General features: G+C 69.5%; 31 protein-coding genes and 1 tRNA gene. 28 read left to right on the forward strand and 4 right to left on the reverse strand.

All coding sequences use genetic code 11. The features are described from left to right. The 18 genes from QZV97_RS14935 to tatC all read left to right on the forward strand — a co-directional run. Positions 1 to 520: ABC transporter ATP-binding protein (locus tag QZV97_RS14935; RefSeq protein ID WP_295643714.1), on the forward strand; the 520-nt coding region annotated here is incomplete at its 5' end. Beyond that, positions 517 to 1,272 (forward strand): ABC transporter permease, encoded by a 756-nt coding sequence (locus tag QZV97_RS14940; RefSeq protein ID WP_295643717.1) that lies wholly within the window; start codon positions 517 to 519, stop codon positions 1,270 to 1,272. The genes QZV97_RS14935 and QZV97_RS14940, both read left to right, overlap by 4 nt. A 26-nt stretch (positions 1,273 to 1,298) precedes the next feature. Further along, a complete protein-coding gene (locus QZV97_RS14945; protein WP_295643720.1) occupies positions 1,299 to 1,577 on the forward strand; it encodes a BolA/IbaG family iron-sulfur metabolism protein in 279 nt (92 codons plus the stop codon). A gap of 95 nt (positions 1,578 to 1,672) precedes the next feature. Next, positions 1,673 to 2,941, forward strand: coding sequence for a UDP-N-acetylglucosamine 1-carboxyvinyltransferase (gene murA, locus QZV97_RS14950; protein ID WP_295643723.1), 1,269 nt, complete (start codon positions 1,673 to 1,675; stop codon positions 2,939 to 2,941). Beyond that, positions 2,938 to 3,585, forward strand: a complete 648-nt coding sequence (hisG, locus tag QZV97_RS14955) for an ATP phosphoribosyltransferase (RefSeq protein ID WP_295643726.1) — start codon at positions 2,938 to 2,940, stop codon at positions 3,583 to 3,585. Before murA ends, hisG begins: the two co-directional genes overlap by 4 nt. Beyond that, entirely contained in the window at positions 3,582 to 4,898 is a 1,317-nt protein-coding gene (gene hisD / locus QZV97_RS14960) for a histidinol dehydrogenase (protein WP_295643729.1), read from the forward strand. Before hisG ends, hisD begins: the two co-directional genes overlap by 4 nt. Then, entirely contained in the window at positions 4,895 to 5,998 is a 1,104-nt protein-coding gene (hisC, locus tag QZV97_RS14965) for a histidinol-phosphate transaminase (protein WP_295643732.1), read from the forward strand. The genes hisD and hisC overlap by 4 nt, the downstream gene beginning before the upstream one ends. Next, positions 5,995 to 6,594: an imidazoleglycerol-phosphate dehydratase HisB gene (gene hisB, locus QZV97_RS14970; protein WP_295643735.1), complete on the forward strand. Its 600-nt coding sequence runs from the start codon at positions 5,995 to 5,997 to the stop codon at positions 6,592 to 6,594. Before hisC ends, hisB begins: the two co-directional genes overlap by 4 nt. A gap of 4 nt (positions 6,595 to 6,598) precedes the next feature. Beyond that, complete coding sequence (hisH, locus tag QZV97_RS14975) at positions 6,599 to 7,252, forward strand: imidazole glycerol phosphate synthase subunit HisH (protein ID WP_295643738.1); 654 nt, start codon at positions 6,599 to 6,601, stop codon at positions 7,250 to 7,252. A gap of 35 nt (positions 7,253 to 7,287) precedes the next feature. Beyond that, positions 7,288 to 8,034 carry a 1-(5-phosphoribosyl)-5-[(5-phosphoribosylamino)methylideneamino]imidazole-4-carboxamide isomerase gene (gene hisA / locus QZV97_RS14980; RefSeq protein WP_295643742.1) on the forward strand — a complete coding sequence of 249 codons (747 nt, stop codon included), beginning with the start codon at positions 7,288 to 7,290 and terminating at the stop codon, positions 8,032 to 8,034. Beyond that, the gene (gene hisF / locus QZV97_RS14985; RefSeq protein ID WP_295643745.1) at positions 8,034 to 8,798 is read left to right on the forward strand and encodes an imidazole glycerol phosphate synthase subunit HisF; all 765 of its coding nucleotides are present in this window, start codon (positions 8,034 to 8,036) and stop codon (positions 8,796 to 8,798) included. Before hisA ends, hisF begins: the two co-directional genes overlap by 1 nt. Before the next feature lie 17 nt (positions 8,799 to 8,815). After that, positions 8,816 to 9,205, forward strand: a complete 390-nt coding sequence (hisI, locus tag QZV97_RS14990) for a phosphoribosyl-AMP cyclohydrolase (RefSeq protein ID WP_295643748.1) — start codon at positions 8,816 to 8,818, stop codon at positions 9,203 to 9,205. Further along, the gene (locus QZV97_RS14995) at positions 9,202 to 9,558 is read left to right on the forward strand and encodes a phosphoribosyl-ATP diphosphatase (protein ID WP_295643750.1); all 357 of its coding nucleotides are present in this window, start codon (positions 9,202 to 9,204) and stop codon (positions 9,556 to 9,558) included. The genes hisI and QZV97_RS14995 overlap by 4 nt, the downstream gene beginning before the upstream one ends. Next, complete coding sequence (locus QZV97_RS15000; protein ID WP_295643754.1) at positions 9,555 to 9,932, forward strand: hypothetical protein; 378 nt, start codon at positions 9,555 to 9,557, stop codon at positions 9,930 to 9,932. Before QZV97_RS14995 ends, QZV97_RS15000 begins: the two co-directional genes overlap by 4 nt. 12 nt (positions 9,933 to 9,944) lie before the next feature. Beyond that, positions 9,945 to 10,295: a histidine triad nucleotide-binding protein gene (locus tag QZV97_RS15005; RefSeq protein ID WP_295643757.1), complete on the forward strand. Its 351-nt coding sequence runs from the start codon at positions 9,945 to 9,947 to the stop codon at positions 10,293 to 10,295. Between the two features lie 85 nt (positions 10,296 to 10,380). Further along, positions 10,381 to 10,623: a Sec-independent protein translocase subunit TatA gene (tatA, locus tag QZV97_RS15010; RefSeq protein ID WP_295643762.1), complete on the forward strand. Its 243-nt coding sequence runs from the start codon at positions 10,381 to 10,383 to the stop codon at positions 10,621 to 10,623. A 20-nt stretch (positions 10,624 to 10,643) separates the two neighbouring features. Then, positions 10,644 to 11,147 (forward strand): Sec-independent protein translocase protein TatB, encoded by a 504-nt coding sequence (gene tatB, locus QZV97_RS15015; protein WP_295643765.1) that lies wholly within the window; start codon positions 10,644 to 10,646, stop codon positions 11,145 to 11,147. Between the two features lie 4 nt (positions 11,148 to 11,151). Continuing rightward, a complete protein-coding gene (gene tatC / locus QZV97_RS15020) occupies positions 11,152 to 11,943 on the forward strand; it encodes a twin-arginine translocase subunit TatC (RefSeq protein WP_295643768.1) in 792 nt (263 codons plus the stop codon). Positions 11,944 to 11,961: 18 nt separating this feature from the next. On the opposite strand, the gene QZV97_RS15025 is transcribed toward tatC, so the two are convergent. Further along, positions 11,962 to 13,116, reverse strand: a complete 1,155-nt coding sequence (locus QZV97_RS15025; protein WP_295643771.1) for a trypsin-like peptidase domain-containing protein — start codon at positions 13,114 to 13,116, stop codon at positions 11,962 to 11,964. Positions 13,117 to 13,129: 13 nt separating this feature from the next. Between QZV97_RS15025 and QZV97_RS15030 the strand changes: the two genes are divergently transcribed. Continuing rightward, on the forward strand, positions 13,130 to 13,879 hold the full coding sequence (locus tag QZV97_RS15030) for a Nif3-like dinuclear metal center hexameric protein (protein WP_295643775.1): 750 nt from the start codon (positions 13,130 to 13,132) through the stop codon (positions 13,877 to 13,879). Further along, on the forward strand, positions 13,821 to 14,897 hold the full coding sequence (gene pdxA / locus QZV97_RS15035; protein WP_295643778.1) for a 4-hydroxythreonine-4-phosphate dehydrogenase PdxA: 1,077 nt from the start codon (positions 13,821 to 13,823) through the stop codon (positions 14,895 to 14,897). Before QZV97_RS15030 ends, pdxA begins: the two co-directional genes overlap by 59 nt. A gap of 18 nt (positions 14,898 to 14,915) precedes the next feature. Here the strand turns inward: pdxA and QZV97_RS15040 are convergent, their stop codons facing one another. Next, complete coding sequence (locus QZV97_RS15040) at positions 14,916 to 17,570, reverse strand: DUF1631 family protein (protein WP_295643781.1); 2,655 nt, start codon at positions 17,568 to 17,570, stop codon at positions 14,916 to 14,918. Positions 17,571 to 17,625: 55 nt separating this feature from the next. Continuing rightward, positions 17,626 to 18,039 (reverse strand): large conductance mechanosensitive channel protein MscL, encoded by a 414-nt coding sequence (gene mscL, locus QZV97_RS15045; RefSeq protein ID WP_295643784.1) that lies wholly within the window; start codon positions 18,037 to 18,039, stop codon positions 17,626 to 17,628. Positions 18,040 to 18,234: 195 nt separating this feature from the next. Between mscL and petA the strand changes: the two genes are divergently transcribed. From petA to QZV97_RS15075, 6 genes are all read left to right on the forward strand, one after another. Further along, positions 18,235 to 18,834, forward strand: coding sequence for a ubiquinol-cytochrome c reductase iron-sulfur subunit (petA, locus tag QZV97_RS15050; protein ID WP_295643787.1), 600 nt, complete (start codon positions 18,235 to 18,237; stop codon positions 18,832 to 18,834). A gap of 16 nt (positions 18,835 to 18,850) precedes the next feature. Continuing rightward, the gene (locus tag QZV97_RS15055; RefSeq protein WP_295643789.1) at positions 18,851 to 20,251 is read left to right on the forward strand and encodes a cytochrome bc complex cytochrome b subunit; all 1,401 of its coding nucleotides are present in this window, start codon (positions 18,851 to 18,853) and stop codon (positions 20,249 to 20,251) included. A 19-nt stretch (positions 20,252 to 20,270) separates the two neighbouring features. Continuing rightward, positions 20,271 to 21,041, forward strand: a complete 771-nt coding sequence (locus QZV97_RS15060; RefSeq protein ID WP_295643791.1) for a cytochrome c1 — start codon at positions 20,271 to 20,273, stop codon at positions 21,039 to 21,041. A gap of 121 nt (positions 21,042 to 21,162) precedes the next feature. Beyond that, positions 21,163 to 21,777 carry a glutathione S-transferase N-terminal domain-containing protein gene (locus QZV97_RS15065; RefSeq protein ID WP_295643793.1) on the forward strand — a complete coding sequence of 205 codons (615 nt, stop codon included), beginning with the start codon at positions 21,163 to 21,165 and terminating at the stop codon, positions 21,775 to 21,777. Positions 21,778 to 21,792: 15 nt separating this feature from the next. Then, a complete protein-coding gene (locus QZV97_RS15070) occupies positions 21,793 to 22,308 on the forward strand; it encodes a ClpXP protease specificity-enhancing factor (protein WP_295643796.1) in 516 nt (171 codons plus the stop codon). Positions 22,309 to 22,375: 67 nt separating this feature from the next. Continuing rightward, positions 22,376 to 22,451, forward strand: a tRNA-Thr gene (locus QZV97_RS15075). A 45-nt stretch (positions 22,452 to 22,496) separates the two neighbouring features. Here QZV97_RS15075 and QZV97_RS15080 read toward each other — a convergent pair. After that, positions 22,497 to 22,814 (reverse strand): hypothetical protein, encoded by a 318-nt coding sequence (locus QZV97_RS15080; RefSeq protein WP_295643799.1) that lies wholly within the window; start codon positions 22,812 to 22,814, stop codon positions 22,497 to 22,499. 17 nt (positions 22,815 to 22,831) lie between these two features. Between QZV97_RS15080 and QZV97_RS15085 the strand changes: the two genes are divergently transcribed. Both QZV97_RS15085 and secA read left to right on the forward strand, forming a co-directional pair. Next, entirely contained in the window at positions 22,832 to 23,935 is a 1,104-nt protein-coding gene (locus QZV97_RS15085) for a peptidoglycan DD-metalloendopeptidase family protein (protein WP_295643802.1), read from the forward strand. Positions 23,936 to 24,081: 146 nt separating this feature from the next. Continuing rightward, on the forward strand, positions 24,082 to 26,838 hold the full coding sequence (secA, locus tag QZV97_RS15090; RefSeq protein ID WP_295643805.1) for a preprotein translocase subunit SecA: 2,757 nt from the start codon (positions 24,082 to 24,084) through the stop codon (positions 26,836 to 26,838). Positions 26,839 to 26,845 lie beyond the last annotated feature (7 nt).

Here is a 26,845-nt window from a genome sequence, read left to right on the forward strand (position 1 = left end):
CCAGCTCTCGGGCGGCATGAAGCGCCGCGTGCTGGTGGCGCAGGCGCTGGTGCACCGCCCGCCGGTGATCGTGCTCGACGAGCCGACGGCCGGCGTCGACGTGGAGCTGCGCCAGACGCTGTGGCAGTTCATCGCGCGGCTCAACCGCGAGGGTCACACGGTGCTGCTGACCACCCACTACCTCGAGGAGGCCGAGGCGCTGTGCGGCCGCATCGCGATGCTCAAGGCCGGCCGCGTCGTCGCGCTGGACCGCACCGCCAACCTGCTGGCCGGCACCGCCAGCACGATGCTGCGTTTCAAGACCGACCAGGCCCTGCCGCCGGCCGTCGCCGCCCAGGCGCGGGTGACCGGCCGCATCGTGCAGCTGACGGCGCGCGACGCGGCCGAGGTCGAGACGCTGCTGGCGGCGCTGCGCACGGCGGACGTCAAGGTCGAGGAGCTGGAGATCGGCCGGGCCGACCTGGAGGACGTGTTCCTCGAGATCATGCAGTCGTCGACCCGCCCGGCGGAGCTGTCATGACGGGATGGAGAACACTCCTCTACAAGGAGAGCCTGCGCTTCTGGAAGGTGAGCTTCCAGACCATCGCTGCGCCGGTGCTGACGGCCGTGCTCTACCTGCTGATCTTCGGCCACGTGCTGGAGGATCACGTCAAGGTCTTCGACCGCATCGGCTACACCAGCTTCCTGATCCCCGGGCTGGTGATGATGAGCGTGCTGCAGAACGCCTTCGCCAACAGCAGTTCCTCGCTGATCCAGAGCAAGGTCACCGGCAACCTGGTGTTCCTGCTGGTGACACCGCTGTCGCACTGGGCGTGGTTCGCGGCCTACGTCGGCGCCTCGGTGCTGCGCGGGCTGGTCGTCGGCGCCGGCGTGCTGGCCGTCACCGTGTGGTTCGCGCCGCCGGGACTGGTCGAGCCCGGCTGGGTGCTGGTGTTCGCCGTGCTGGGCGCGGCGATGATGGGGGCGCTGGGCCTGGTGGCGGGGCTGTGGGCCGAGAAGTTCGACCAGATCGCGGCCTTCCAGAACTTCATCGTGATGCCGATGACCTTTCTGTCGGGCGTGTTCTATTCGGTCGACTCGCTGCCGGCCTTCTGGCAGGGCGCCAGCCACCTGAATCCCTTCTTCTACATGATCGACGGCTTCCGGCGCGGCTTCTTCGGCATCAGCGATGTGTCGCCCTGGATCAGCCTTGCGGTGGTGGCCGCGAGCTTCGCGATCGTGGCCGGCGTCGCGCTGCACCTGCTGAAGACCGGCTACAAGCTGCGCCATTGATCCGGCCCCGCCGATACACTCCTGCCATGGCCGAACCGACCGCCGACGACGTGCAGCGCTACCTCGCGCAGGGGCTCGCCTGCGAGCACCTGCAGGTCGAGGGCGACGGGCGCCACTTCTTCGCCACCATCGTCGCGGCCGAGTTCGACGGCCTCAGCCGCATCCAGCGCCACCAGCGCGTCTACGCCGCCCTGGGCGATAGAATGCGCGAACAAATCCACGCGCTGTCGATGAAGACGTTGACGCCGGCCGAATTCGCGCTGCAGGGCCCCGTGGCCCGCAGCGCCGTCGCCCACCACCACTGAACACGGGCCGCCCTGTTGGCGCGGCCTGTGCGCTCCCTCGTTGCCGAGGGCGGGTCGTGCAGGCGCGTGGATGGGGCGGTTGACGCAACCGCACCATGGACAAACTTCTCATCCGCGGTGGCCGGCCCCTGAAGGGCGAGGTCCCGATCTCCGGCGCCAAGAACGCGGCGCTGCCGGAACTGTGCGCCGCGCTGCTGACCGACGAGCCGGTCACGCTGCACAACGTGCCCAGCCTGCAGGACGTGGCGACGACGCTGAAGCTGCTGCGCAACATGGGTGCGAGCGCCGAGCGCAGCACCGATCGCCCCGATGTCGTGAGCATCGACGCCAGCCGTGTCACCAGCCCCGAGGCGCCGTACGACCTGGTCAAGACCATGCGCGCCTCGATCCTGGTGCTGGGGCCGCTGCTGGCGCGCTTCGGCGAGGCCACGGTGTCGCTGCCGGGCGGCTGCGCCATCGGTTCGCGGCCGGTGGATCAGCACATCAAGGGCCTGCAGGCGATGGGCGCGCAGATCAGCGTCGAGCACGGCTACATCCTCGCCAAGGCACCGCAGGGCCTGAAGGGCGCCCGCATCACGACCGACATGGTCACCGTGACCGGCACCGAGAACCTGCTGATGGCCGCGACCCTGGCCGACGGCGAGACGGTGCTCGAGAACGCGGCCCGCGAGCCCGAGATTCCGGACCTGGCCGAGCTGCTGATCGCGATGGGCGCCCGCATCGAAGGCCAGGGCACGAGCCAGATCCGCATCCAGGGCGTGAAGCGCCTGCACGCACCGGCCGGGGGGCACCGCATCGTGCCCGACCGCATCGAGGCCGGTACCTTCCTGTGCGCGGTGGCGGCGACCGGCGGCGACGTGCTGCTGAAGGGCGCGCGCAGCGACCACCTGGACGCGGTGATCGAGAAGCTGCGCGAGGCCGGCGCCCAGGTCGAGGCGGAGGGTGGCGGCGTGCGCGTGCGCTCCGACGGCCGGCTCAAGGCGGTGGGTTTCCGCACCAGCGAGTACCCGGCGTTCCCCACCGACATGCAGGCGCAGTTCATGGCGCTGGACTGCGTGGCCGACGGCACGGCGCTCGTCACCGAGACGATCTTCGAGAACCGCTTCATGCACGTCAACGAACTGGTGCGCCTGGGCGCCCGCATCGAGGTCGACGGCCACACCGCGGTCGTCACCGGCGTGCCGCAGCTGTCGGGGGCCACGGTGATGGCCACCGACCTGCGCGCCTCGGCCGGCCTGGTCATCGCCGGCCTGGTGGCCGATGGCGAGACCGTGGTCGACCGCATCTACCACCTCGATCGCGGCTACGACCGGATGGAAGCCAAGCTGCGCGGCCTGGGGGCCGACATCGAGCGCATGAAATGAGCGGCATCACCCTCGCACTCTCCAAAGGCCGCATCTTCGACGAGTCGCTGCCGCTGCTGAAGGCCGCCGGCATCGAGGTCACCGAGGACCCCGAGCGCTCGCGCAAGCTGATCCTGCCGACGACGCGGCCGGAGGTGCGCGTGGTGCTGGTGCGTGCGACCGACGTGCCGACCTACGTGCAGCACGGCGGCGCCGACCTCGGCGTGGCCGGGCTCGACATCCTGCTCGAGCACGGCGGCCAGGGCCTCTACCAGCCGCTCGACCTGCGCATCGCGAAATGCCGCATGAGCGTGGCCACCCGCGCCGACTTCGACTATGCGGCCGCCGTGAAGCAGGGCTCGCGCATCCGCGTCGCGACCAAGTACGTCGGCGTCGCACGCGACCACTTCGCCGACAAGGGCGTGCACGTCGACCTGATCAAGCTCTACGGGTCGATGGAGCTTGCGCCGCTGACCGGGCTGGCCGACGCGATCGTCGACCTGGTGTCGACCGGCAGCACGCTGAAGGCCAACGCGCTGCACGAGGTCGAGAAGATCATGGACATCTCCTCGCGGCTGGTCGTGAACCAGGCGGCGCTCAAGCTCAAGCGCGAGCCGATCCGCGCGCTGATCGACGCCTTCGCCGCGGCCGTCGCCAAGGATTGAACATGGTCGCCGTCCGCCGCCTCGCCACCACGCAAGCCGACTTCGAGGCCGCGTTCCGGCGCGTGCTGCACTGGTCCGCCGAGACCGACGACGCGATCGAGCAGCGCGTGGCCGCGATCCTGGCCGACGTGCAGGTGCGCGGCGACGCGGCCGTGCTGGAGTGCACGGCACGCTTCGACGACCTGCAGGCCGCGTCGATGGCGGCGCTGGAACTGAAGGCCGACGACTTCGCGGCCGCCTTCGAGGCCATCACGCCGGCCCGGCGCGACGCGCTGCAGCAGGCCGCTGCCCGCATCCGCAGCTACCACGAGCGCCAGCTCGAGGCGACCGGCCGCAGCTGGAGCTACCGCGACGAGGACGGCACGCTCCTGGGCCAGAAGGTCACGCCGCTGGACCGGGTCGGCATCTACGTGCCCGGCGGCAAGGCGGCCTACCCGTCCAGCCTGCTGATGAACGCCGTGCCGGCCCGCGTGGCCGGTGTGGGCGAGATCGTGATGGTGGTGCCGACGCCGAAGGGCGAACGAAACCCCCTGGTGCTGGCCGCCGCGCACGTGGCCGGCGTCACCCGCGCCTTCACGATCGGCGGGGCGCAGGCGGTGGCCGCGCTGGCCTACGGCACGGCTGCCGTGCCCAAGGTCGACAAGATCACCGGCCCCGGCAACGCCTACGTGGCCAGCGCCAAGAAGCGCGTGTTCGGCACCGTCGGCATCGACATGATCGCCGGCCCCAGCGAGATCCTGGTGCTGGCCGACGGCACGACGCCGCCGGACTGGGTCGCGATGGACCTGTTCAGCCAGGCCGAGCACGACGAACTGGCGCAGAGCATCCTGCTGTGCCCCGACGCCGCCTACATCGACGCGGTGCAGCGCGAGATCGACCGCCTGCTGCCCGAGATGCCGCGCGCCGCGATCATCCGCGCCTCGCTCGAAGGGCGGGGCGCGCTGATCCACACGCGCTCGATGGACGAGGCCTGCGAGATCAGCAACCGCATCGCGCCGGAGCACCTGGAAGTCAGCTCGGCCGACCCGCAACGCTGGGAGCCGCTGCTGCGCCACGCCGGCGCGATCTTCCTCGGTGCCTACACGAGCGAGTCGCTGGGCGACTACTGTGCCGGCCCCAACCATGTGCTGCCGACCTCGGGCACGGCGCGCTTTTCCTCGCCGCTGGGGGTCTACGACTTCCAGAAGCGCAGCAGCCTGATCGAGGTGAGCGAGCAGGGCGCGCAGGTGCTGGGCACGATCGCCGCCGAGCTGGCCCATGGCGAAGGTCTGCAGGCGCACGCGCGTGCGGCCGAGATGAGGCTCAAGCGATGAGCGACCAGCCGCTCGCGCCCCTGGCGCCGCGTCTGGCGCGCTTCCTGCGCCAGGACGTGCAGTCCATGCACGCCTACGCGATCCAGCCCTCGGCGGGCTACGTGAAGCTCGATGCGATGGAGAACCCGCACCGCCTGCCAGCCGTACTGCAGGCCGAGCTGGGACAGCGCCTCGGCGCGCTGGCGCTCAATCGCTACCCCGGGACGCGCACCGACGAACTGCGCGCCGCGCTGGCCCGCCACGCCGGCATGCCCGAGGGCTGCGCGCTGATGCTGGGCAACGGCTCGGACGAACTCATCTCGCTGCTGGCGATGGCCTGCGATGTCCCCGGCGCGACCGTGCTGGCGCCGCTGCCGGGCTTCGTGATGTACGAGATGTCGGCGAAGCTGCAAGGCCTGCGCTTCATCGGCGTGCCGCTGACGGCCGATTTCGAGCTCGACGAGGCCGCGATGCTGGCGGCCGTGCGCGAGCACCGCCCGGCGATCACCTACCTCGCCTATCCGAACAACCCGACCGCGAACCTCTGGGACGACGCGGTGATCGAGCGCATCGTCGAAGCGGTGCACGAGCACGGCGGCCTGGTGGTGATGGACGAGGCCTACCAGCCCTTCGCGAGCCGCAGCTACCTCGAGCGGCTGGCTCGGCACGACCACGTGCTGCTGATGCGCACGCTCAGCAAGTTCGGCCTGGCCGGCGTGCGCCTGGGTTACCTGATCGGGCCGGCCGCGCTGGTGGCCGAGATCGACAAGGTCCGCCCGCCGTACAACGTGAGCGTGCTGAACTGCGAGGCGGCGCTGTTCGCGCTGGAGCACGAGGATGAGTTCGCGCACCAGGCCGCCGCGCTGCGCAGCGAGCGCACGCGGCTGGTCGCCGCGCTGCGCGCCATGCCCGGCGTCACGCCCCACCCGAGCGAGGCCAACATGGTGCTGGTGCGCGTGCCCGATGCGAAGGCCGTCTTCGACGGCCTCAAGGCGCGCGGCGTGCTGGTCAAGAACGTCTCCGGCCTGCACCCTTTGCTGGCGAACTGCCTGCGCCTCACCGTCGGCCTTCCGGCCGAGAACGACCAGATGATCGCGGCCCTGAAAGGCATCCTGTCATGACCGAACCTCATCGCATCGCCGAAGTCCGCCGCGACACCGCCGAAACCAGGATCCGCGTCCGCATCGACCTCGACGGCAGCGGCGTCGCCAAGCTCGCCACCGGCATCGGCTTCTTCGACCACATGCTGGACCAGCTGGCGCGCCACGGCCTGATCGACCTGGAGATCGACTGCCAGGGTGACCTGCACATCGACGGCCATCACACGGTGGAGGATGTCGGCATCACCGTCGGCCAGGCCTTCGCCAAGGCGGTCGGCGACAAGAAGGGCATCCGCCGCTACGGCCATGCCTACGTGCCGCTGGACGAGGCGCTGTCGCGCGTGGTGGTCGACTTCTCCGGCCGCCCCGGGCTGCACATGCGCGTGCCCTTCAAGGCCGGGATGATCGGTGCGCTGGACACCCAGCTGGTCTACGAGTTCTTCCAGGGCTTCGTCAACCACGCCGGCGTCACGCTGCACATCGACAACCTGTTCGGCGACAACGCCCACCACCAGTGCGAGACGGTGTTCAAGGCCTTCGCGCGGGCGCTGCGCATGGCGCTGGAGCGCGATCCGCGGATGGCGGGCGTCATACCGTCCACCAAGGGCAGTCTCTAGCCTCATGAGAACGGTCGCCGTCGTCGACTACGGCATGGGCAACCTGCACTCCGTCTCGCAGGCGGTGATCCATGCGGCGACGTCCACGGACGTGACCGTCGTGGTCACCGCCGATCCCGCCGTCGTGCGGGCGGCCGAGCGTGTCGTGCTGCCCGGCCAGGGCGCGATGCGCGACTGCATGCGCGAGTTGCGCGAGGCCCACGATGGCGCGCTGCTCGCCGCGGTGCTGGACGCCGCGGCCAGCAAGCCGTTGATGGGCGTCTGCGTGGGCATGCAGATGCTGCTGGACCACAGCGAGGAGCAGGACACGCCGGGCCTGGGCCTGATCCCCGGCCGGGTGAGGCGCTTCCGGCTGGAGGGTCAGACGCAGCCCGACGGCAGCCGCTACAAGGTGCCGCAGATGGGCTGGAACCGCGTCCGCCAGGCCCGGCCCCACGCCCTGTGGGTCGGCGTGCCCGACGACAGCTGGTTCTACTTCGTGCACAGCTACTACGCCGTGCCGGCCGAGGCGGTCCACAGCAGTGGCGAAACCGAGTACGGCGCGCGCTTTACCAGCGCGGTGGCGCGCGATAACATTTTTGCCACCCAGTTCCACCCCGAGAAGAGCGCCGCACACGGCCTGGCCCTGTACCGCAATTTCCTCGACTGGCGTCCCTGACCGACCCGCTCCCTGCCGATATCCCGCTGCCGGCCATGCTGCTGATTCCCGCGATCGACCTGAAAGACGGCCGCTGCGTTCGCCTGAAGCAGGGCGACATGGAGGCTTCCACGACCTTCGGCGAGGACCCGGCCGCCATGGCGCGGCGCTGGCTCGATGCCGGCGCGCGCCGGCTGCACCTGGTGGACCTGAACGGCGCCTTCGCCGGCAAGCCGGTCAACGAGCCGGCGATCAAGGCCATCCTGGCGGAGGTGGGCGACGAGATCCCGGTGCAGCTGGGCGGTGGCATCCGCGACCTCGACACCATCGAGCGCTACCTCGACGACGGCCTGTCCTTCGTCATCATCGGCACCGCGGCGGTCAAGAACCCGGGTTTCCTGCGCGATGCCTGCACGGCCTTCGGCGGCCACATCATCGTCGGCCTGGACGCCAAGGACGGCAAGGTCGCCACCGACGGCTGGAGCAAGCTGACCGGCCACGAGGTGATCGACCTGGCGCAAAAGTTCCAGGACTACGGCGTCGAGGGCGTGATCTACACCGACATCGGCCGCGACGGCATGCTCTCGGGCATCAACATCGAGGCCACCGTGAAGCTGGCGCAGGCGCTGAGCATTCCGGTGATCGCCTCCGGTGGCCTCAAGGGCCTGGCCGACATCGAGCGGCTGTGCGAGGTGGAAGGCGAGGGCGTCGAGGGCGTGATCTGCGGGCGGGCGATCTACACCGGCGACCTCGACTTCGCGGCGGCGCAGGCGCGAGCCGACGCCTTGAACGGCGAAGCTTGATGCTCGCCAAGCGCATCATCCCCTGCCTCGATGTCACCGGCGGCCGCGTCGTCAAGGGCGTCAACTTCGTCGAGTTGCGCGACGCCGGCGACCCGGTCGAGATCGCCGCGCGCTACAACGAGCAGGGCGCCGACGAGCTGACCTTCCTCGACATCACCGCCACCTCGGACGGCCGCGACCTCATCCTGCCGATCATCGAGGCGGTGGCCTCGCAGGTCTTCATCCCGCTGACCGTCGGCGGTGGCGTGCGCAGCGTCGACGACGTGCGCCGGCTGTTGAACGCCGGGGCCGACAAGGTCAGCTTCAACTCGGCCGCCGTCGCCGACCCGCAGGTCATCCGCGATGCTTCCGACAGGTACGGCGCGCAGTGCATCGTGGTCGCGATCGACGCCAAGTCGAAGGCCGACGGCGACGGTGGTTGGGAGGTCTACACCCACGGCGGGCGAAAGAACACCGGGATCGACGCTGTCGCCTGGGCGCGCCAGATGGCCGACCACGGCGCCGGCGAGATCTTGCTGACCAGCATGGACCGCGACGGCACGCAGATCGGCTTCAACCTGCCCTTGACCCGCGCGGTCAGCGACGCGGTGTCCATTCCGGTGATCGCCTCCGGCGGCGTCGGCGCGCTGGAGCACCTGGCCGAGGGCATCCAGATCGGCGGCGCCGACGCGGTGCTGGCCGCCAGCATCTTCCACTACGGGACCTTCACCGTCGGGCAGGCCAAGGCGCTGCTCGCCCAGCGTGGCATCCCGGTTCGTCTCTGACCGCTAAACTGCCCAGCATGAGCTGGCTTGACGACATTGCCTGGGACCGCGACGGCCTGTTGCCGGTGATCGCGCAGGAGGCGTCGAGCGGCGACGTTCTGATGTTCGCCTGGATGAACCGCGAGGCGCTGGCGCGCACCGCCGAACTCGGCGAGGCCGTCTACTGGAGCCGGTCGCGCGGCCGCCTGTGGCACAAGGGCGAGGAGAGCGGCCACATCCAGAAGGTGCGCGACATGCGACTGGACTGCGACAGCGACGTGCTGCTGCTCAAGGTCGACCAGCTCGGCCACGATCCGACCATCGCCTGCCACACGGGCCGCCACAGCTGCTTCTACCAGCGCTACGAGAGCGGCACCTGGCAGGCCGTCGAGCCGGTGCTGGAGGATCCGGAGCGCATCTACAGATGAGCGGCCCCACGTCCGACGACACCCTGGCGCGCCTCGCCGCCGTGATCGACGCGCGCCGCACCGGCGACCCCGACAAGAGCTATGTCGCGCGCCTGTTCCACAAGGGCAGCGACGCGATCCTCAAGAAGATCGGCGAGGAGGCGACCGAGCTGGTGATGGCCGCCAAGGACGGCGACCGCCAGAAGATCGTCTACGAGACCGCCGACCTGTGGTTCCACTCGATGATCGCGCTGGCGCAGTTCGGCCTGACGCCGGCCGAGGTGCTGGCCGAGCTGGAGCGGCGCGAGGGTTTGTCGGGTCTGGAAGAATTCGCGGCACGCAAGGCACAGGACCGGGAGGCCAAGGGCATATGAATACCGTGATCGACAACGGCGAACGCGAGCGTTCGCTCAAGACCGTCGGCACCATCAGCTACCTGCTGCACCTGATCGTCGCGGTCGGGGCGGTGATCCCGAGCTTCCAGCCCGGCATCGCGCTGCTGGTGATCGCCTTCATCATCGACGTCGTCAAGAAGGACGAGGCGGCCGGGACCTGGCAGGCGTCCCACTTCAGCTGGCGCATCCGCAGCGTGCTGTGGGCCGGCGGGCTGTACCTGGTGACGCTGCCGCTGTGGTTCCTGCTGGTGCTGCCGGGCTACATCGCTTGGATCCTCATCTCGATCTGGTTCCTCTACCGCGTCATCCGCGGCTGGCTCAACCTCAACGGCAACCAGCCGATGCCGACCTGAATCGCATCGACCATGAGCACCCACGATCCGAACTGCATCTTCTGCAAGATCGTCGCCGGCCAGATCCCGGCGAAGAAGGCCCACGAGGACGAGCAGGTGCTCGTCTTCCACGACATCAACCCCTGGGCGCCGGTGCACGTGCTGGTGATCCCCAAGCGCCACATCGCGACGCTGGCCGACGTCGGGCCCGGCGACGAGGGCCTGTTGGGCCACATGCTGGGCCTGGCGCCCCGGCTGATGCGCGACCTGGGCGTCACCAACGGCTTCCGGACGCTGATCAACACCGGCAAGGACGGCCTCCAGGAGGTCTACCACCTGCACATGCACGTGATCGGTGGCCCGCGCCCCTGGACCAAGGGTTGAACTCGACCCCGCCACACCGATCTGACATGGGCGCGGGCCTAGAATCCGCGGCTGCGCGTCACCCCAGCGTCCTCAGGAGTACACCATGGGTTCCTTCAGCATCTGGCATTGGCTGGTCGTTCTGTTGATCGTCGTGCTCGTGTTCGGCACCAAGAAGCTCAAGAACATCGGCAGCGACCTCGGCGGCGCCGTCAAGGGCTTCAAGGACGGCGTGCGCGACGGCTCGGCGAATGCCGGCGCCGACCCGGCCGGCCCGGCCCAGCAGGTCACCACCAGCAAGAGCGCCGACGCCAACACCGTCGACGTCGAGGCGAAGCAGAAGAGCTGAGTGTCCGCCTCGGGCCCCGCATGATCGACTTCGGCTTCGACAAGATCGCACTGATCGGTGCGGTGGCGTTGATCGTCATCGGCCCCGAGAAGCTGCCGCGCGTGGCGCGCACCGTCGGTCACATGATGGGCAAGGCGCAGCGCTACGTTGCCGACGTCAAGGCCGAGGTCAACCGGTCGATCGAGCTCGAAGAACTGAAGAAGATGAAGACGCAGTTCGAGGACGCCGCGCGCAACGTCGAGCAGAGCGTCTCGAGCGAGGTCCAGCAGGCCAGCAGCGAGATGAACCAGGCCTGGGGCGAGTTGTCGACCTCCGCCGGCAGCGAGGGCGACGGCAGCGGCGAGATGTATCACGCCGGCACGACCTTGAGCGAGCCGCCGTTGCCGTACAAGGCCCCGAAGAAGAACTGGCGCCTGAAGCGAGGCGCCGTGCCGCAGTGGTACAAGCAGCGCCACGGCGTGCGTGCCCGGGCACAGTCGGGTGCGGCCCGGGTGGCGCGCTTCCGGCCGCCGGGCGTGCGCTAGGTCCGTGGCTACCCCGGACCCCCGCGACGAGCTCGAAGGCAGCGAGCAGCCCTTCGTCGCCCACCTGATCGAACTGCGCGATCGCCTGATCCGCGCGGTGGCGGCGATCGTCGTCGGCTTCGGCGTGCTGGCGCTGTGGCCCGGCCCGTCCGCGCTCTACGACCTGCTGGCCGCACCGCTGGTGGCCCAGCTGCCGGCCGGCGCGACGCTGATCGCGACCAACGTGATCTCGCCCTTCCTGGTGCCGTTGAAGATCACGCTGATGGCCGGCTTCCTGCTGGCGCTGCCGGTCGTGCTGTACCAGGTCTGGGCCTTCGTCGCGCCGGGCCTCTACAGCCACGAGAAGAAGCTGGTGCTGCCGCTGGTCGTGTCCAGCACGCTGCTGTTCCTGATGGGCGTGGCCTTCTGCTACTTCTTCGTGTTCGGCCAGGTGTTCAAGTTCATCCAGGGCTTCGCGCCCAAGAGCATCACCGCGGCGCCGGACATCGAGGCCTATCTCGGCTTCGTGCTGTCGATGTTCATCGCCTTCGGCGCGGCTTTCGAGGTGCCCGTGGCCGTGGTCGTGCTGGCGCGCATGGGGGTGGTCTCGATCGAGAAGCTGAAGGCCTTCCGCGGCTACTTCATCGTGGTGGCCTTCATCATCGCAGCGGTCGTCACGCCGCCCGACGTGATCTCGCAGCTGGCGCTGGCGATCCCGATGTGCATCCTCTACGAGATCGGCATCTGGGCGGCGCGGATCTTCATCAAGCACACCCAGGCGCCCGATGCGGCGCCCGAAGACCGCGCCGCGTCCTGAAGAACCGGTCGGGCGCCGCTATTCGCGCTGCGGCCGCGCCTTCGGCCGCTGCGCGACCGTGACCTGCACCTCGACCGCCTTGTCGCCGCGCTGCACCGCGAGGCGGGCGCGCGACTGCGGTTTCAGCGCCGCGACGGCATTGAGCAGCTGGGCGGTGTTGCGCACCGGCGTGTCGGCCACGCGCACGACCACGTCGCCCGGGCGCAGGCCGCCGTCGCTGGCCGGGCCGCCCTGCAGCACGCCGGTGATCAGTACACCCTCGGTGGCCTTGAGGTTGAAGGTCTCGGCGATCTCGGGGGTCAGGTCGCGCGGCTCGACGCCGATCCAGCCGCGCCGCACCTCGCCGTCGCGGATCAGCGCTTCCATCACCTGGCGCGCCGTCGACACGGGAATGGCGAAGCCGATGCCCAGGTTGCCGCCGCTGCGCGAGTAGATCGCGGTGTTGATGCCCATCAGGTTGCCGGCCGCGTCGATCAGCGCGCCGCCGGAGTTGCCGGGGTTGATGGCCGCATCGGTCTGGATGAAGTTCTCGAAGGTGTTGATGCCGAGCTGGTTGCGGCCCAGCGCCGAGACGATGCCCGAGGTGACGGTCTGGCCGACGCCGAAGGGGTTGCCGATGGCCAGCACGACGTCACCGACCTGCAGGGCGTCGGAGTTGCCGAAGGCCACGGCCGGCAGCTTGTCGAGCTTGATGCGCAGCACCGCGACGTCGGCCTCGGGATCGGTGCCGATGACTTCGGCATGGGCACGCCGGCCATCGGAGAGCTGGACCTCGATGTCGTCCATGCGCTCGATGACGTGGTTGTTCGTCAGCACGTAGCCTTCGGGCGAGACGATGACGCCGGAGCCGATGCCGCTCTGGGACTGCTCGTCCGGGTCGCCGAAGAAGTAGCGGAACCACGGATCGTTGGAGCGCGGATGGCGAGAGCCCGGCGTCTTGCTGGTGATCACGCTCACCACCGCCGGCGAGGCCCGGCGCGCTGCCGCCGCGTAGCTGGCGCCGCCGCTGCCCGGGCCCAGCGCCACCGGCTGGATCGGGCTGGCCGGCAGGGTGCTGATCACCGCGGCCAGCGGGCGCCGCTGCAGCCATTCGGGCTTCAAGGTGGCGACGACGAACAACACCGCCAGGGCCACGGTCACGGCTTGGGAGAAAATCAGCCAGGTTCTGCGCATGGGAGAAGGACAAGTGACCAGCCGCGACGAGCTCGAAAAGTACCTCGCAGGCCTGCTGGACGTGGGCCGGTTCAAGGATTATGGGCCGAACGGTCTGCAGGTCGAGGGCCGCAAGGAGGTCCGCAAGCTGGTGAGCGGGGTGACCGCGAGCCTGGCTTTCATCGAGGCCGCCGCTGCGGCCGGAGCCGATGCCGTGCTGGTCCACCACGGCCTGTTCTGGCGCGGGCACGACGGGCGCCTGACGGGCTGGCTGCGGCAACGCGTCGCCGCGCTGCTGAAGCACGACCTCAACCTCTTCGCCTACCACCTGCCGCTCGATGCGCATGCCGAGCACGGCAACAACGCGCAGCTGGGTGCCAAGCTCAGGTTCCAGACCGAGGGTCGATTCGGCGAGCAGGACCTCGGCTGCATCGGGCGCCCGCCGCAGCCGCTGACCGGCGCGGCCTTGTCGGCGCTGCTGCAGTTCCGCCTCGGTCGTGCACCGGTGGTGGTGGACGGCGATGGCCGGCCGATCAAGCGCGTGGCCTGGTGCACTGGCGGCGCGCAGGGCTACTTCGAGGCGGCGATCACGGCCGGTGCCGACGCCTACCTGACCGGCGAGATCTCGGAGCCGCAGGCCCACATCGCGCGCGAGACCGGCGTGGCCTTCTACGCCTGCGGGCACCACGCCACCGAGCGCTTCGGCGCGCCGGCCGTCGGCGCCCATGTCGCGCAGCTGTTCGACCTCGAGCACGAGTTCATCGACATTGATAACCCCGCCTGACCCGTCCACCGCACCGATCGCCCTGAGCATGGGCGACCCTTGTGGCATCGGCCCCGAGATCCTGGCGATGGCGTTCGCGCGCGGCGCGCTGCCGGGCGGCCTCGTCGTCGGCGATGTCGAGGTGATGCGACGGGCGGCGGCCATCGTCGGCGCCGGCGAACGCAGCAGCCTGCCGGTCGCGGTGATCGATCGCGCCGCGGACGCCGCGTCCGTGCCGCCGCGCTGCGTGCCGGTGCTGGCGGTGCCCGGCCTGCCGGCCGGCCTGGCGGCGCTGCCTCATGGCCGTGTCGATGCGGCGGCGGGTGCGGCGGCCGCTGCCTGCATCCGCCATGCGGCCGCGCTGGCGCGTGCCGGCGAGGTCGCCGCCATCGTCACCGCGCCGATCCACAAGGAAGCACTCGCGGCGGCAGGCGTGCCCTACCCGGGGCACACCGAGCTGCTGCAGGCCGAGGCCGCCGAAGGCTGCGTGATGCCGCCGGTGCGCATGATGCTGGCCAACGACGAGCTGAAGACGGTGCTGGTCAGCATCCATGTCTCGCTGCGCGATGCGATCGACGCGGTGACGCGCGACGCCGTGCTCGAGACCCTGCGCATCGCGCATGCCGCGGCGGCGCGCTGGGGCTGCCCGTTGCCGCGCATCGCGGTGGCCGGGCTGAACCCCCATGCCGGCGAGGGCGGCCTGTTCGGCGACGAGGAGCAGCGCGTCATCGCGCCCGCCATCGCGGCAGCGCGGGCCGAGGGCATCGACGCCCAGGGTCCGCATGCCCCCGACACGGTGTTCATGCGGGCGCGGCGCGGCGAGTTCGACCTCGTGATCGCGATGTACCACGACCAGGGTCTGATCCCGGTCAAGTACCTCGGGGTGGAGCAGGGCGTCAACGTGACGCTGGGCCTGCCCTTCGTGCGCACCAGCCCGGACCACGGCACGGCCTTCGATCTGGCCGGCAGCGGCCGGGCCGACCCGTCGAGCCTGGTGGCCGCCTACGCGATGGCGCGGCGCTTGAGCGGCGCGGCCTGACCGCGTCTCGCGGCAGCTTCAGTGGCGGCTCTGCGCCGCTGCGCTGCCGCGGGGAGGGGCGCCCAGCTGCGCGAGCTGCTTGCGGGCTCGCGCGGTGGCGCGCTCGATCAGCTCGGCCTGCTCGAAGGCGCGGAAGCGCTCGGTGTCGCACAGGCGGGTCAGCATGCGCGAGGTCATCGAGATCGTCTTTTCGTGCGACTTGCCGTGCGTGAACACGAAGAACGCGCGGCCCGGGCTGATCCAGTTGAGACGCACGCGTTGCCAGCGGCCCTCGACGTGCATGCGGTAGGCGATGCCGGTCTGCAGGTGGTGGACCAGCTGCGGGCCGTGCGTGGGCGCCGCACCTTCCGGCGCCAGCGCCTCGAGCACGATGTCGACGTCGGCCGCGTCGCCCGGCTCGCCGGGCGCACCGCCCGATTCCGCGAGGTCGATGTCGACCTTGCCGTCCCAGTCGACCGCGCTCTCCTCGACCAGGCCGATCTGCGCCGCTTCCTCGGCCGAGAAGGTCAGCGGCGCCGCATGCTCCTGCGCGGCCGGCAGCTCGGCCGGCATGCTGGGCGCCAGATCCTCGGCCGTCGGGATCGTGACCTTGCCGACCTGGTCGAGCTGGTGCTTGAGCTGGCGCTGCTCGAAGTCCGTCAGCGGTGCCGTCTTCAGCGACTCGGCGTGGCGCGGCAGCAGCTGCGCGAAGAACTCCTTCTTGGCCGCCTCCGGCCAGCGGATCAGCGCGAGGCCCTCGTTGAGGTCCTTCATCAGCTGCGGCAGGATCATCAGGAAGTTCCTGCGCAGCTGGGGCTCGCCCTTGGGTTGCACCGACAGCGCCAGCTCGCGGGCGGCGCGGTTCGCGCGGTCGGCCAGTTCCGGCGACCCGCCCGGCCCGGCGGCCTGGACCTGGACCTGGCTCCATACCTGGGCCAGGAAGTCGCGCACGAAGTCCGGGATCGGCACCGGCTCCAGGTGCGCCTTCAGCTCGCGCATGTAGCGCTGCTGGATGCGCAGCTGGGTCTCCTTGCCGCCCAGCAGGGCCGCCGCCGGCGCGTGGCTGCCGCCGTCCTCGGCGCTCTGTTCCTGGATCAGCGCCTCGATGGCCTGCAGCTTGGACTCGTACAGGTCCATCTGGTCGAAGTCGCCTTCGACGATCTCCTGCACCAGCAGGCGTACCTTGTCGAGGAACTGCCGTCCGGGGCCCTGCTCGAGGTCCTCGTAGGCGGCGGCCAGCGACGCGATGCGGTTGACGAAGCGCCGCACCGGGTGCCGGCGCGAGCTGAAGAAGCCGACGTCCTTGAGCGCCGCCCGCAGCACCGGCAGTTGCAGCCGCGCGATCTGGCGTGCCATCTGCGGCGGCACCTTGCTGTCGGACAGCACCTGGTCGAACAGCGCGGCGACCACGTCGATCACCATGTGGTCCAGCGTGCCGGACGAGGCGCGCATCAGCTCGTCGCGATGCTGGCGGATCACGTTGGCCGCCATCAGGCCGGCCAGCGGGGCGAGGTTGGACGAAGTGCCGCCCAGCCCGCTGTGGCGCGGGCTGCCGGTCGACGGACCACCCTGGCGCCCCAGTTCCGCGGCCGCCGACGAATGTGCTTCGCCGGCCATGACGCTCGCGGCGCTGAGGCGCCGCAGGATGTCCATCATCTGGGCGTCGCCAGACGGCCCCCGACGGCCAGGCTCGATCGGTGGAAAGCCCGGTGTGCCATCGTGCGGGCCCGACGGGCCGGGCGCGTAGCTTCCGGGAAGACCGCCGCCGCCGTAGCCGCCCCCACCCCCGCCGCCGCCGCCGCTGTAGCCCGGGCCCGACCCTGAACCCCCGCCGGGGCGCCGTCCGCCCGCCCCTCCCAGGCCGCCCGATCCGGACAGCGCATCGAGCGCGCCCGGCCCGGACACGGCCTGCAGCGCCTGCGGCAGCGCGATGCCGAACAGCGAGCTCAGCATCTGCTCGGCCTGCGCCAGGTCGCGCGCCGACTGGTTGTAGCCCGAGGTCTGGTAGCCGCCGGCCTCGCGCAGCATCTCGCGCGGCAACTCGTTGCCCGGCCCCTGCACGGTCTTCAGCGCCAGCCCGACCGGCTGCACGCCGCGCTCGCGCAGGTCGGTCACGATGCTGGCGTAGCAGGCCTTCATGGCCGACGCGAGGCCCCGGCCGAACTCCTGCGCCAGCACGTTGCGGTGCTCGGGCGCTTCGGTCACGCCGTGGATCGCCCGCCGCAGCGCGCGACCCACCACCTCGGGGCGCAGCGGGTTACGCTCGGGCTCGGGCTGCGCGATGTGCAGCAGCCCGGCCATGTAGGCATCGAGTTCGCGCAGTTCCCACTCGGACTCGTGCAGCACCTGCATGCTCAGGCGCTCGGCCGACACGCGCTCGTCGACCTCATCGTCACCGACCAGACTGAGCGACTCGAACGTGGTCGTCGCCAGCGAGCGCGACGAGGTGCTGCGCGGCTCGGCCTGCTGGTAGATCTTCTCGCGCAGTGCCGAGCCGAACAGGTGGTTGAAGTCGGGCAGCTTGCGGCGCAGGTCGAACTGCGCGCCGCTGCGGGCCTGCCGCTCCCAGGCGCTGGTGAAGGCCGGCGTGTGCAGCGCGATGGTCTCGATCAGCCGCTCGGCGACGGCCGTCACCGTGCCCTGGATGCGCAGGCTGGCCGCCTGCAGCGCGGCCTGGATGTAGGGATCGTTCACGTGGCGGGCGTCGGGGCCGCGAGCAGTCCGGCGGCCGCCGCTGCTCGCGTGGGGATCACTTTCTCAGGGCGTCGCGGATCTCGCGCAGCAGGACCACGTCCTCGGGCGGCGCGGCGGGCGGTGCGGGCGGCACGTCCTTCTTCAGGCGGTTGATCTGCTTGATCATCAGGAAGATGATGAATGCCAGGATCGCGAAATTGAGCGCGACCGTGATGAAACTGCCATAGGCGAACACCGCGCCGGCCTTCTTGGCCTCGGCGAGCGGCAGGCCGGCCGCCTGGCCGGACAGGGCCAGGTAGTAGTTGGAGAAGTCGAGGCCGCCGAACAGCTTGCTGACCACCGGCATGATCAGGTCCCCGACGATCGAGTCGACGATCTTGCCGAATGCTCCCCCGATGATCACGCCGACCGCCAGGTCGATGACGTTGCCCTTGACGGCGAACTCCTTGAACTCGGTCATGAACGACATGCACCCCTCCACTTGGTTGATGAGCCGGGCCCCGGTCCGGTGCCGGGATCGCGCGGCAAGCGAGTATTCCCCAGCTTGGCCCCAAGTCAACCCGCGGCCGCCCGGCCGCCGCCATCGCTGTCAGGCGCCGGCGGGGAGGCTGTCGTCTAGAATCCCCGGTTGATCAGGAATCCAAGCGTCCTTCCGAGGAAATCCATGAGCGAGCAGCAAGTCGACCAGGGCAAGCGGACCTGGTTGATCGCCTCCGGTTGCGCCGGGGCGATCGGCGGTGTGGCCACGGCCGTCCCCTTCGTCAGCAGTTTCCAGCCGTCCGACCGCGCGCGCGCGGCCGGCGCGGCCGTCGAGGCGGATATCAGCAACCTCAAGCCCGGCGAGAAGATGACCGTCGAGTGGCGCGGCAAGCCGGTCTGGATCGTGCGCCGCACGCCCGAGCAGCTCGAGTCGCTGAAGAAGACCGACGCCCTGGTGGCCGACCCGAAGTCGTTGCGAAAGCCCGAAGAGGTCACGCCGATGGAGTCGACCCGCAACGAGTGGCGCTCCGTCAAGCCGGAGATCCTGGTCGTCATCGGCATCTGCTCGCACCTGGGCTGCTCGCCGAGCGACAAGTTCACCCCGGGCCCGCAGCCGTCGGTGCCCGACGACTGGACCGGCGGCTTCCTGTGCCCCTGCCACGGCTCGCTGTTCGACATGGCCGGCCGCGTCTACAAGAACAAGCCCGCCCCCGACAACCTCGAGGTGCCGCTGTACACCTTCCTGTCGGACAGCAAGTTGCTGATCGGCGAAGCCAAGGCCTGAGCCGCGCGAGGACACGATGGCTGAATTCAAGACCGTTCCGGCGGACGCCCCGATGGCCGACAAGCTGATGACCTGGGTGGACAACCGCTTCCCGGCGACCAAGCTGTACAAGGAGCACCTGTCCGAGTACTACGCGCCGAAGAACTTCAACTTCTGGTACTTCTTCGGCTCGCTGGCGATGCTGGTGCTGGTGATCCAGATCGTCACCGGCATCTTCCTGGTGATGCACTACAAGCCCGACGCGAATCTCGCCTTCGCCTCGGTCGAGTACATCATGCGCGACGTGCCCGGCGGCTGGATCATCCGCTACATGCACTCGACGGGTGCCAGCGCGTTCTTCATCGTGGTCTACATGCACATGTTCCGCGGGCTGATCTACGGCAGCTACCGCAAACCGCGCGAGCTGGTCTGGATCTTCGGCTGCGCGATCTTCCTGTGCCTCATGGCCGAAGCCTTCATGGGCTACCTGCTGCCCTGGGGCCAGATGTCGTACTGGGGCGCGCAGGTGATCGTCAACCTGTTCGCCGCGATCCCCTTCGTGGGCCCGGACCTGGCGCTGCTGATCCGCGGCGACTACGTGGTCGGTGATGCCACACTGAACCGCTTCTTCAGCTTCCACGTGATCGCCGTGCCGCTGGTGCTGCTGGGCCTGGTGGCGGCGCACATCATCGCGCTGCACGAGGTGGGGTCGAACAACCCCGACGGCGTCGAGATCAAGGAGAAGAAGTGGCCGAACGGCACGCCGATGGACGGCATCCCTTTCCACCCCTACTACACGGTGCACGACATCCTCGGCGTCAGCGTGTTCCTGATGATCTTCACGGCGATCGTCTTCTTCGCGCCCGAGTTCGGCGGCTACTTCCTCGAGTACAACAACTTCATTCCGGCCGACCCGCTGAAGACGCCCGCGCACATCGCGCCGGTCTGGTACTTCACGCCGTACTACTCGATGCTGCGCGCGACCACCGACCCGATGGTCAACGTGCTGGCGGGGCTGATCGGCGTCGGGGCGGTGCTGGCTGCCGTCAAGGGACGCTTCAGCACGTTCGTGAAGGCGGCGGTCGTCGTGGCCGCCGTGGTGGCGATCGCGCTGCTCAAGACCTTCGACGCCAAGTTCTGGGGTGTCGTCGTGATGGGTGGCGCCGTGATCATCCTGTTCTTCCTGCCCTGGCTGGACCACAGCCCGGTCAAGTCGATCCGCTACCGGCCGGGCTGGCACAAGTACCTGTACGGCCTGTTCGTGCTGTTCTTCTTCGTGCTCGGCTACCTCGGCATCCTGCCGCCGACCGACGGGCGCACGCTGGTGGCCCAGGTGGGCACGCTGTTCTATTTCGGCTTCTTCCTGCTGATGCCGTGGTGGAGCCAGATCGGCAGCTTCAAGCCCGTGCCCGAGCGCGTGACCTTCGAAGCCCATTGAGCCGCAGGAGCCCGACCCCATGAAGAAACTGATCGCCCTGCTGCTGGTCCTGCTGACCTGGACCGGTGCGGCCCGTGCCTCCGAAGGCGGCATCGCCTGGGACAAGTTCCCGCAGCAGAAGCTGACCGAACTCGGCGCGCTGCAGAACGGCGCCAAGCTGTTCGTCAACTACTGCCAGAACTGCCACGCGGCGGCCTTCATGCAGTACAGCCGTCTGACCGACCTGGGCCTCACCGAGGAGCAGATCAAGTCCAACCTGATGTTCCCGACCGACCGGATCGGCGACACGATGAAGGTCGCGCTCGATCCCAAGAGCGCCAAGGCCTGGTTCGGCGGGCTGCCGCCCGACCTGACCGTGATCGCCCGTTCGCGCTCGGTCCAGGGCCAGGGCAGCGGCGCCGACTACCTGTACACCTACCTGCGCAGCTACTACCGCGACGACACCAAGGCGACCGGCTGGAACAACCTCGCGTTCCCGGGCGTCGGCATGCCGCACGTGCTGTGGGAACTGCAGGGCCAGCGGGCGGCGAAGTTCACCGAAGTGAAGGACGCCCTCGACCCGAGCAAGTCGGTGCATCAGTTCGCCGGCTACGAGCAGATCACCCCCGGCAAGCTGAGTGCGCTCGACTACGACAATGCGGTCGGTGACCTGGTGGCCTACCTTCAGTGGATGGGCGAGCCGTCGCAGGTGAAGCGCACGCACATCGGCGTCGGCGTGCTGATCTTCCTGGCGTTCTTCACCTTCATCGCCTGGCGTCTGAACGCCAGCTACTGGAAGGACGTGAAATGAGTGCGGCAGGTCGCGGCGCCTGAAGCGCCGCCGCCTGCGCCGAGCAGCGGAGCGGGATGCCCGGCATCCCCTCCGCTTGTGTCTTTATGGATTGCCCCGAGAACGATAGGAGCCCGCCGCCATGATGGTGCTTTACTCCGGAACCACCGACCCCTACTCGCACCGCTGCCGCTTCGTGCTGTTCGAGAAGGGCATGGACTTCGAGATCCGCGACGTCGACCTGTTCGCGAAGCCCGAGGACATCGCGCTGATGAACCCGTACAACGAGGTGCCCATCCTGGTGGAGCGCGACCTCATCCTGTACGAGTCGCACATCATCAACGAGTACATCGACGAGCGCTTCCCGCACCCGCAGCTGATGCCGGGCGACCCGGTGGCGCGCGCCCGCGTGCGACTGTTCCTCTTCAACTTCGAGAAGGAGCTGTTCGCTCACGTGAACCTGCTCGAGGGCCGAGGCGGCGTCAAGGGCAACGACAAGCAGCTCGAGCGCGCGCGTTCGCAGATCCGCGACCGCCTCACGCAGCTGGCGCCGATCTTCCTGAAGAACAAGTACATGCTCGGCGACGACTTCTCGATGCTCGACGTCGCGATCGCGCCGCTGCTGTGGCGCCTGGACTACTACCAGATCGACCTGTCGAAGAACGCGCTGCCGCTGCTGAAGTACGCCGAGCGCATCTTCTCGCGCCCGGCCTACATCGAGGCGCTGACGCCGTCCGAGAAGGTGATGCGCAAGTAAGGGCAGGGCTGGGCGATGACGATCCCGGTTCCGCCGGACGGCGCTGCCTCGCAGGGCACGTCGACGCGGCCCTACCTGATCCGTGCGCTGCACGACTGGTGCACCGACAACGGCCTGACCCCGTATCTGGCGGTCTACGTCGATGCATCGGTGCAGGTGCCGGCCGAGTACGTCAAGAACAACGAGATCGTCCTCAATGCGAGCTTCGAGGCCACCAGCGGCCTCCAGCTGGGCAATGAGTTCATCACGTTCAAGGCGCGCTTCAGCGGCTCGGCGCGCGAGATCTCGGTGCCCGTCGATCACGTGATCGCGATCTATGCCCGCGAGAACGGGCAGGGCATGGCCTTCCCGGCACCGCCGGTCGCCGGCGAGGCTGCAGCGGTCGAGGCGCCCGAGGACGGCGCCCGCGGCGGCCTGCGCCTCGCTAGCACGCCGGCTGCACCGTCGGAGTCGCCCGACGACAGCCCCGCGGACGACACGCCTCCCGAGCCGCCCGGCGGCGGCCGCCCGGCGCTCAAGCGCGTCAAGTAGCCGGTCCGCCCGGGGCTGGCCAGGCCGGCCGCGCCAGGGCCGGCTCCTACAATCGGGCGCCGTCCGTGCCGGCTTAGCTCAGTTGGTAGAGCACCCGCCTTGTAAGCGGAAGGTCGTCCGTTCGATCCGGACAGCCGGCACCATTACCGGTTTGCCGCTGCGAATTGCACCGAAATGTTTCGCCCGGCTCAGTTCGATTGAACCCGGATGCGGATGGCGCTAGGCTGGTGACCCTGCTCCAGCAAAGCCGCCTCGAAACGGGGTAGCAGTTGTCGCAACTTGGCCGCTACGGCTGCGTTGCCGGCCAGCAGTGCCCACCCTTGCTCGCCCACCGGCCCAGGTCTGACCTGCAGCGCCAGTGCCGCGGGCAGCAGCGGGCGGATGATTTCGAATCTTGCGTTCGACTCCCGCAGCAGCGCCTGAAGGTGCGCCAGCGGCGCCGACTGCGCCAGCGCCTCGCCGATCGGCAGCGCGGCCGGCAGGGTGGAGTTCGGGTGCAGGGCCATGGTGCGGAGGGAACGACATGCAGATCATAGTGACGCACGGCAGCCTGGCGAAGACGCGGGTGCTCAACCTGCCGGGCTGGCAGCTGCTGATGGCCGGGGTGACGATGGCGCTGCTGCTGCTGGCCTTGTCGGGTCTGGTCTATCACTTCGTGCTGCTGACGGCCGCCCGCGAGGGCTGGCCCGTGGTCGGGCAGATCGTCAAGCTGGTGGTGCGCGACGAGATCGCCCAGCGCGATCGCTTCATGCGCGAGAACCTCGACGCGATGGCCTCCAAGGTGGGCGAGATGCAGGCCAAGCTGCTCAAGCTCGAGTCGATGGGCGAGCGCGTCTCGGGCCTGGCCGGGCTGAAGCAGGACGACTTCAAGGGCCTCGACAAGCCGACCGCCACGCCCGCGGTGGGCGGCGGGCGCGGCGGGCCCTATGTGCCGATCGCATCGCCTTCGCTGACGCAACTCACCGCGGCGCTGACCTCGCTCGACGAGCGCTCTGACCGGCACGGCGACGTGCTGACGCTGGTCGAGTCGCGGCTGTTCGAGACGCGCCTGCGTTCGCTGATGGTGCCGAGTTCGGCGCCGGTCGACGGTCCGGTCGGCTCCGGCTTCGGTTTTCGCACCGACCCCTTCACCGGCCGCGGCGCCCTGCACACCGGACTGGACTTCCCGTCCGACACCGGCACGGCCATCGTTGCGGCCGCCGGCGGCGTGGTCGTGACTGCCGACATGCACCCGGCCTACGGCCGCACCGTCGAGATCGACCACGGCAACGGCCTCGTGACGCGCTACGCCCACGCCTCCAAGATCCTGGTGGCGACCGGCGACCTGATCCGCCGCGGTCAGAAGATCGCCGAGGTCGGCAGCTCGGGCCGCTCGACCGGGCCGCACCTGCACTTCGAGGTGCTGGTCGAGGGCGTGCCCCAGGACCCGGCGAAGTTCCTCGCCCAGGGCAGTCGGGCCCCGGTCGCCGCGCCGGCCGAGCGCGTAGCGCAGCGCGCCGTCACCGAGGCCCGTCCCCGCGCGTCGGTGAAGGCCGCTTCGGCCGTGCCGTCGCCTGCCACGGCCGCCCCGGCGACCCCGTCCGACAGCCCCGCCGCCCCGGAGCCGGGTGTTAAAGTGACGGATTGAAAGCGGCGCCTCGGGCGCCGCTCTTGTATTGCGACGCGTTGTCCGCAGCTGCTCGCAGGCAGCCTGCGGTGCGCGCCGGTCGGTGCCGCTACCGCGGCCGTGCCCGGCCCCCGGCCCGCATCGCCTCACTTCGACTGGTTCCGTGCATGTTGCCCAAGCTTCTTACCTCGATCTTCGGCAGTCGCAACGAGCGGCTGCTCAAGCAGTACCGGCGCGTCGTCGAGCAGATCAATGCCCTGGAAACGCAGTTCGAACGCCTTTCCGACGATGAGCTTCGCGCCAGGACCGAGGCGCTGCGCCAGCGGGTGACGGCCGGCGAGACCCTCGACGCCCTGCTGCCGGAGGCGTTCGCCACGGTGCGCGAAGGCAGCAAGCGCGTGCTGAAGATGCGTCACTTCGACGTGCAGCTGCTCGGCGGCATGACGCTGCACAACGGCAAGATCGGCGAGATGCGCACCGGCGAGGGCAAGACGCTGATGGCGACGCTGCCGGTCTACCTGAACGCGCTGGCCGGCAAGGGCGTGCACGTCGTCACCGTCAACGACTACCTCGCCCGGCGCGATGCCGAGTGGATGGGCCGGCTGTACGGCTTCCTCGGCCTCACGGTCGGCGTGAACGGCGCGCAGATGACGCGCGAGGCCAAGCAGGCCGCCTACGCCGCCGACGTGACCTACGGCACCAACAACGAGTTCGGATTCGACTACCTGCGCGACAACATGGTCACCGAGGTGGCCGACCGCGTGCAGCGCCCGCTGCACTACGCGATCGTCGACGAGGTCGACTCGATCCTGATCGACGAGGCCCGCACGCCGCTGATCATCAGTGGTCAGGCCGAGGACCAGACCGAGCTCTACCTGCGCATCAACGCCGTCGCGCCGCTGCTGAAGAAGCAGATCGGCGAGGCCGATCCGCGCACCGGCGAGGGCGTGATCGAACCCGGCGACTTCACCGCCGACGAGAAGAGCCACCAGGTGGTGCTGACCGAGGCCGGCCACGAGCGGGCCGAGTCGCTGCTGGCGCAGGCCGGGCTGCTGGTCGAGGGCGCGAGCCTCTACGACGCGGCCAACATCACGCTGATGCACCACCTGTACGCGGCCCTGCGTGCGCGCCACCTGTACCACCGCGACCAGCACTACGTGGTGCAGAACGGCGAGGTCGTCATCGTCGACGAGTTCACCGGCCGCCTGATGACCGGCCGGCGCTGGAGCGACGGCCTGCACCAGGCCGTCGAGGCCAAGGAAGGCGTGCAGATCCAGGCCGAGAACCAGACGCTCGCCTCGATCACCTTCCAGAACTACTTCCGCATGTACGGCAAGTTGTGCGGCATGACCGGCACGGCCGACACCGAGGCCTACGAGTTCCAGGAGATCTACGGCCTGGAGACGGTCGTGATCCCGCCCAACCGCCCGACGGTGCGCCAGGACGACCTCGACCTCGTCTACAAGACCAGCCGCGAGCGCTACGAAGCCGTGGTGCGCGACATCCAGGACTGCCACGAACGCGGCCAGCCGGTGCTGGTGGGCACGACCTCGATCGAGAACTCCGAGCTCGTGGCCAAGATGCTCGAGCAGATCGGCCTGCCGCACGAGGTGCTCAATGCCAAGCAGCACCAGCGCGAGGCCGAGATCATCGCCCAGGCCGGCCGGCCGAAGTCGGTGACCATCGCCACCAACATGGCCGGCCGCGGCACCGACATCGTGCTCGGCGGCAATGTCGAGAAGCAGGTCCAGTTCGTCGAAGCCGACGAGGCCCTCCCCGCCGACGAGAAGGCCCGCCGGATCGAGCAGCTGCACGGCGAGTGGGCCGGCCTGCACGAGCAGGTCAAGGCGACCGGCGGCCTGCGCATCGTCGCCACCGAACGCCACGAGAGCCGGCGCATCGACAACCAGCTGCGTGGTCGCTCGGGCCGCCAGGGCGACCCCGGCAGCTCGCGCTTCTACCTGTCGCTCGAAGACCCGCTGATGCGCATCTTCGCCGGCGACCGGGTCAAGGCGATCATGGAGCGCCTGAAGATGCCCGACGGCGAGGCCATCGAGGCCGGCATCGTCACGCGCAGCATCGAGGGCGCGCAGCGCAAGGTCGAGGCGCGCAACTTCGACGTGCGCAAGCAGCTGCTCGAGTACGACGACGTGGCCAACGACCAGCGCAAGGTCATCTACCAGCAGCGCAACGACATCCTCGAGTCCAACGAGCTGTCCGCGCAGATCGCGCACCTGCGGCATGGCGCGATGGCCGATGTCGTGCGCACCTTCGTGCCGGTCGAGAGCGTCGAGGAGCAGTGGGACGTCCCCGGCCTCGAGAAGGTGCTGCGCGAGGAATGGCAGCTCGAGGTGCCGCTGGCCGTGCAGGTCGAGAAGAGCGACGTCATCACCGACGAGGATCTCGTCGAGATCGTCGTCAAGGCCGCCGACCTCACCTACGCCGAGAAGGTCGAGATCGTCGGTGCCGAGCAGTTCGCCGGCTTCGAGCGTGCGGTGCTGCTGCAGTCGCTGGACACGCACTGGCGCGAGCACCTGGCCGCGCTCGACTACCTGCGCCAGGGCATCCACCTGCGCGGCTACGCGCAGAAGAACCCCAAGCAGGAGTACAAGCGCGAGGCCTTCGAGCTGTTCTCGCAGCTGCTCGACACCGTCAAGATGGACGTGACGCGTCTCCTGATGACCGTGCGCATCCGCTCCAGCGAGGAAGTGGTGCAGGCCGCCGAGGCGATGGAGGAGAAGGCCGAGGCCATCAGCAACGTGACCTACACCCACCCGACCGAGGACGGCAGCGTGGTCAGCGAGTCCGATGCCGCCACGGACGTGGCGACGCGGATGGCCGAGGTGCCGCGCGTCGGCCGCAACGAACCCTGCCCCTGCGGCAGCGGCAAGAAGTACAAGCTCTGCCACGGCCGGCTCGCCTGAGCGGCGC

The organism is uncultured Methylibium sp. (assembly GCF_902826655.1).
Classification (GTDB): Bacteria; Pseudomonadota; Gammaproteobacteria; order Burkholderiales; family Burkholderiaceae_C; genus Methylibium.

Excerpts from the sequence above, each read along its gene's own strand:
- QZV97_RS14940 (WP_295643717.1), top strand. The coding sequence starts at position 517 with ATGACGGGATGGAGAACACTCCTCTACAAGGAGAGCCTGCGCTTCTGG.
- QZV97_RS14945 (WP_295643720.1), top strand. The coding sequence starts at position 1,299 with ATGGCCGAACCGACCGCCGACGACGTGCAGCGCTACCTCGCGCAGGGG.
- murA (WP_295643723.1), top strand. The coding sequence starts at position 1,673 with ATGGACAAACTTCTCATCCGCGGTGGCCGGCCCCTGAAGGGCGAGGTC.
- hisG (WP_295643726.1), top strand. The coding sequence starts at position 2,938 with ATGAGCGGCATCACCCTCGCACTCTCCAAAGGCCGCATCTTCGACGAG.
- hisC (WP_295643732.1), top strand. The coding sequence starts at position 4,895 with ATGAGCGACCAGCCGCTCGCGCCCCTGGCGCCGCGTCTGGCGCGCTTC.
- hisB (WP_295643735.1), top strand. The coding sequence starts at position 5,995 with ATGACCGAACCTCATCGCATCGCCGAAGTCCGCCGCGACACCGCCGAA.
- hisH (WP_295643738.1), top strand. The coding sequence starts at position 6,599 with ATGAGAACGGTCGCCGTCGTCGACTACGGCATGGGCAACCTGCACTCC.
- hisA (WP_295643742.1), top strand. The coding sequence starts at position 7,288 with ATGCTGCTGATTCCCGCGATCGACCTGAAAGACGGCCGCTGCGTTCGC.
- hisF (WP_295643745.1), top strand. The coding sequence starts at position 8,034 with ATGCTCGCCAAGCGCATCATCCCCTGCCTCGATGTCACCGGCGGCCGC.
- hisI (WP_295643748.1), top strand. The coding sequence starts at position 8,816 with ATGAGCTGGCTTGACGACATTGCCTGGGACCGCGACGGCCTGTTGCCG.
- QZV97_RS14995 (WP_295643750.1), top strand. The coding sequence starts at position 9,202 with ATGAGCGGCCCCACGTCCGACGACACCCTGGCGCGCCTCGCCGCCGTG.
- QZV97_RS15000 (WP_295643754.1), top strand. The coding sequence starts at position 9,555 with ATGAATACCGTGATCGACAACGGCGAACGCGAGCGTTCGCTCAAGACC.
- QZV97_RS15005 (WP_295643757.1), top strand. The coding sequence starts at position 9,945 with ATGAGCACCCACGATCCGAACTGCATCTTCTGCAAGATCGTCGCCGGC.
- tatA (WP_295643762.1), top strand. The coding sequence starts at position 10,381 with ATGGGTTCCTTCAGCATCTGGCATTGGCTGGTCGTTCTGTTGATCGTC.
- tatB (WP_295643765.1), top strand. The coding sequence starts at position 10,644 with ATGATCGACTTCGGCTTCGACAAGATCGCACTGATCGGTGCGGTGGCG.
- QZV97_RS15025 (WP_295643771.1), bottom strand. The coding sequence starts at position 13,116 with ATGCGCAGAACCTGGCTGATTTTCTCCCAAGCCGTGACCGTGGCCCTG.
- pdxA (WP_295643778.1), top strand. The coding sequence starts at position 13,821 with ATGTCGCGCAGCTGTTCGACCTCGAGCACGAGTTCATCGACATTGATA.
- mscL (WP_295643784.1), bottom strand. The coding sequence starts at position 18,039 with ATGTCGTTCATGACCGAGTTCAAGGAGTTCGCCGTCAAGGGCAACGTC.
- petA (WP_295643787.1), top strand. The coding sequence starts at position 18,235 with ATGAGCGAGCAGCAAGTCGACCAGGGCAAGCGGACCTGGTTGATCGCC.
- QZV97_RS15055 (WP_295643789.1), top strand. The coding sequence starts at position 18,851 with ATGGCTGAATTCAAGACCGTTCCGGCGGACGCCCCGATGGCCGACAAG.
- QZV97_RS15060 (WP_295643791.1), top strand. The coding sequence starts at position 20,271 with ATGAAGAAACTGATCGCCCTGCTGCTGGTCCTGCTGACCTGGACCGGT.
- QZV97_RS15065 (WP_295643793.1), top strand. The coding sequence starts at position 21,163 with ATGATGGTGCTTTACTCCGGAACCACCGACCCCTACTCGCACCGCTGC.
- QZV97_RS15070 (WP_295643796.1), top strand. The coding sequence starts at position 21,793 with ATGACGATCCCGGTTCCGCCGGACGGCGCTGCCTCGCAGGGCACGTCG.
- QZV97_RS15080 (WP_295643799.1), bottom strand. The coding sequence starts at position 22,814 with ATGGCCCTGCACCCGAACTCCACCCTGCCGGCCGCGCTGCCGATCGGC.
- QZV97_RS15085 (WP_295643802.1), top strand. The coding sequence starts at position 22,832 with ATGCAGATCATAGTGACGCACGGCAGCCTGGCGAAGACGCGGGTGCTC.
- secA (WP_295643805.1), top strand. The coding sequence starts at position 24,082 with ATGTTGCCCAAGCTTCTTACCTCGATCTTCGGCAGTCGCAACGAGCGG.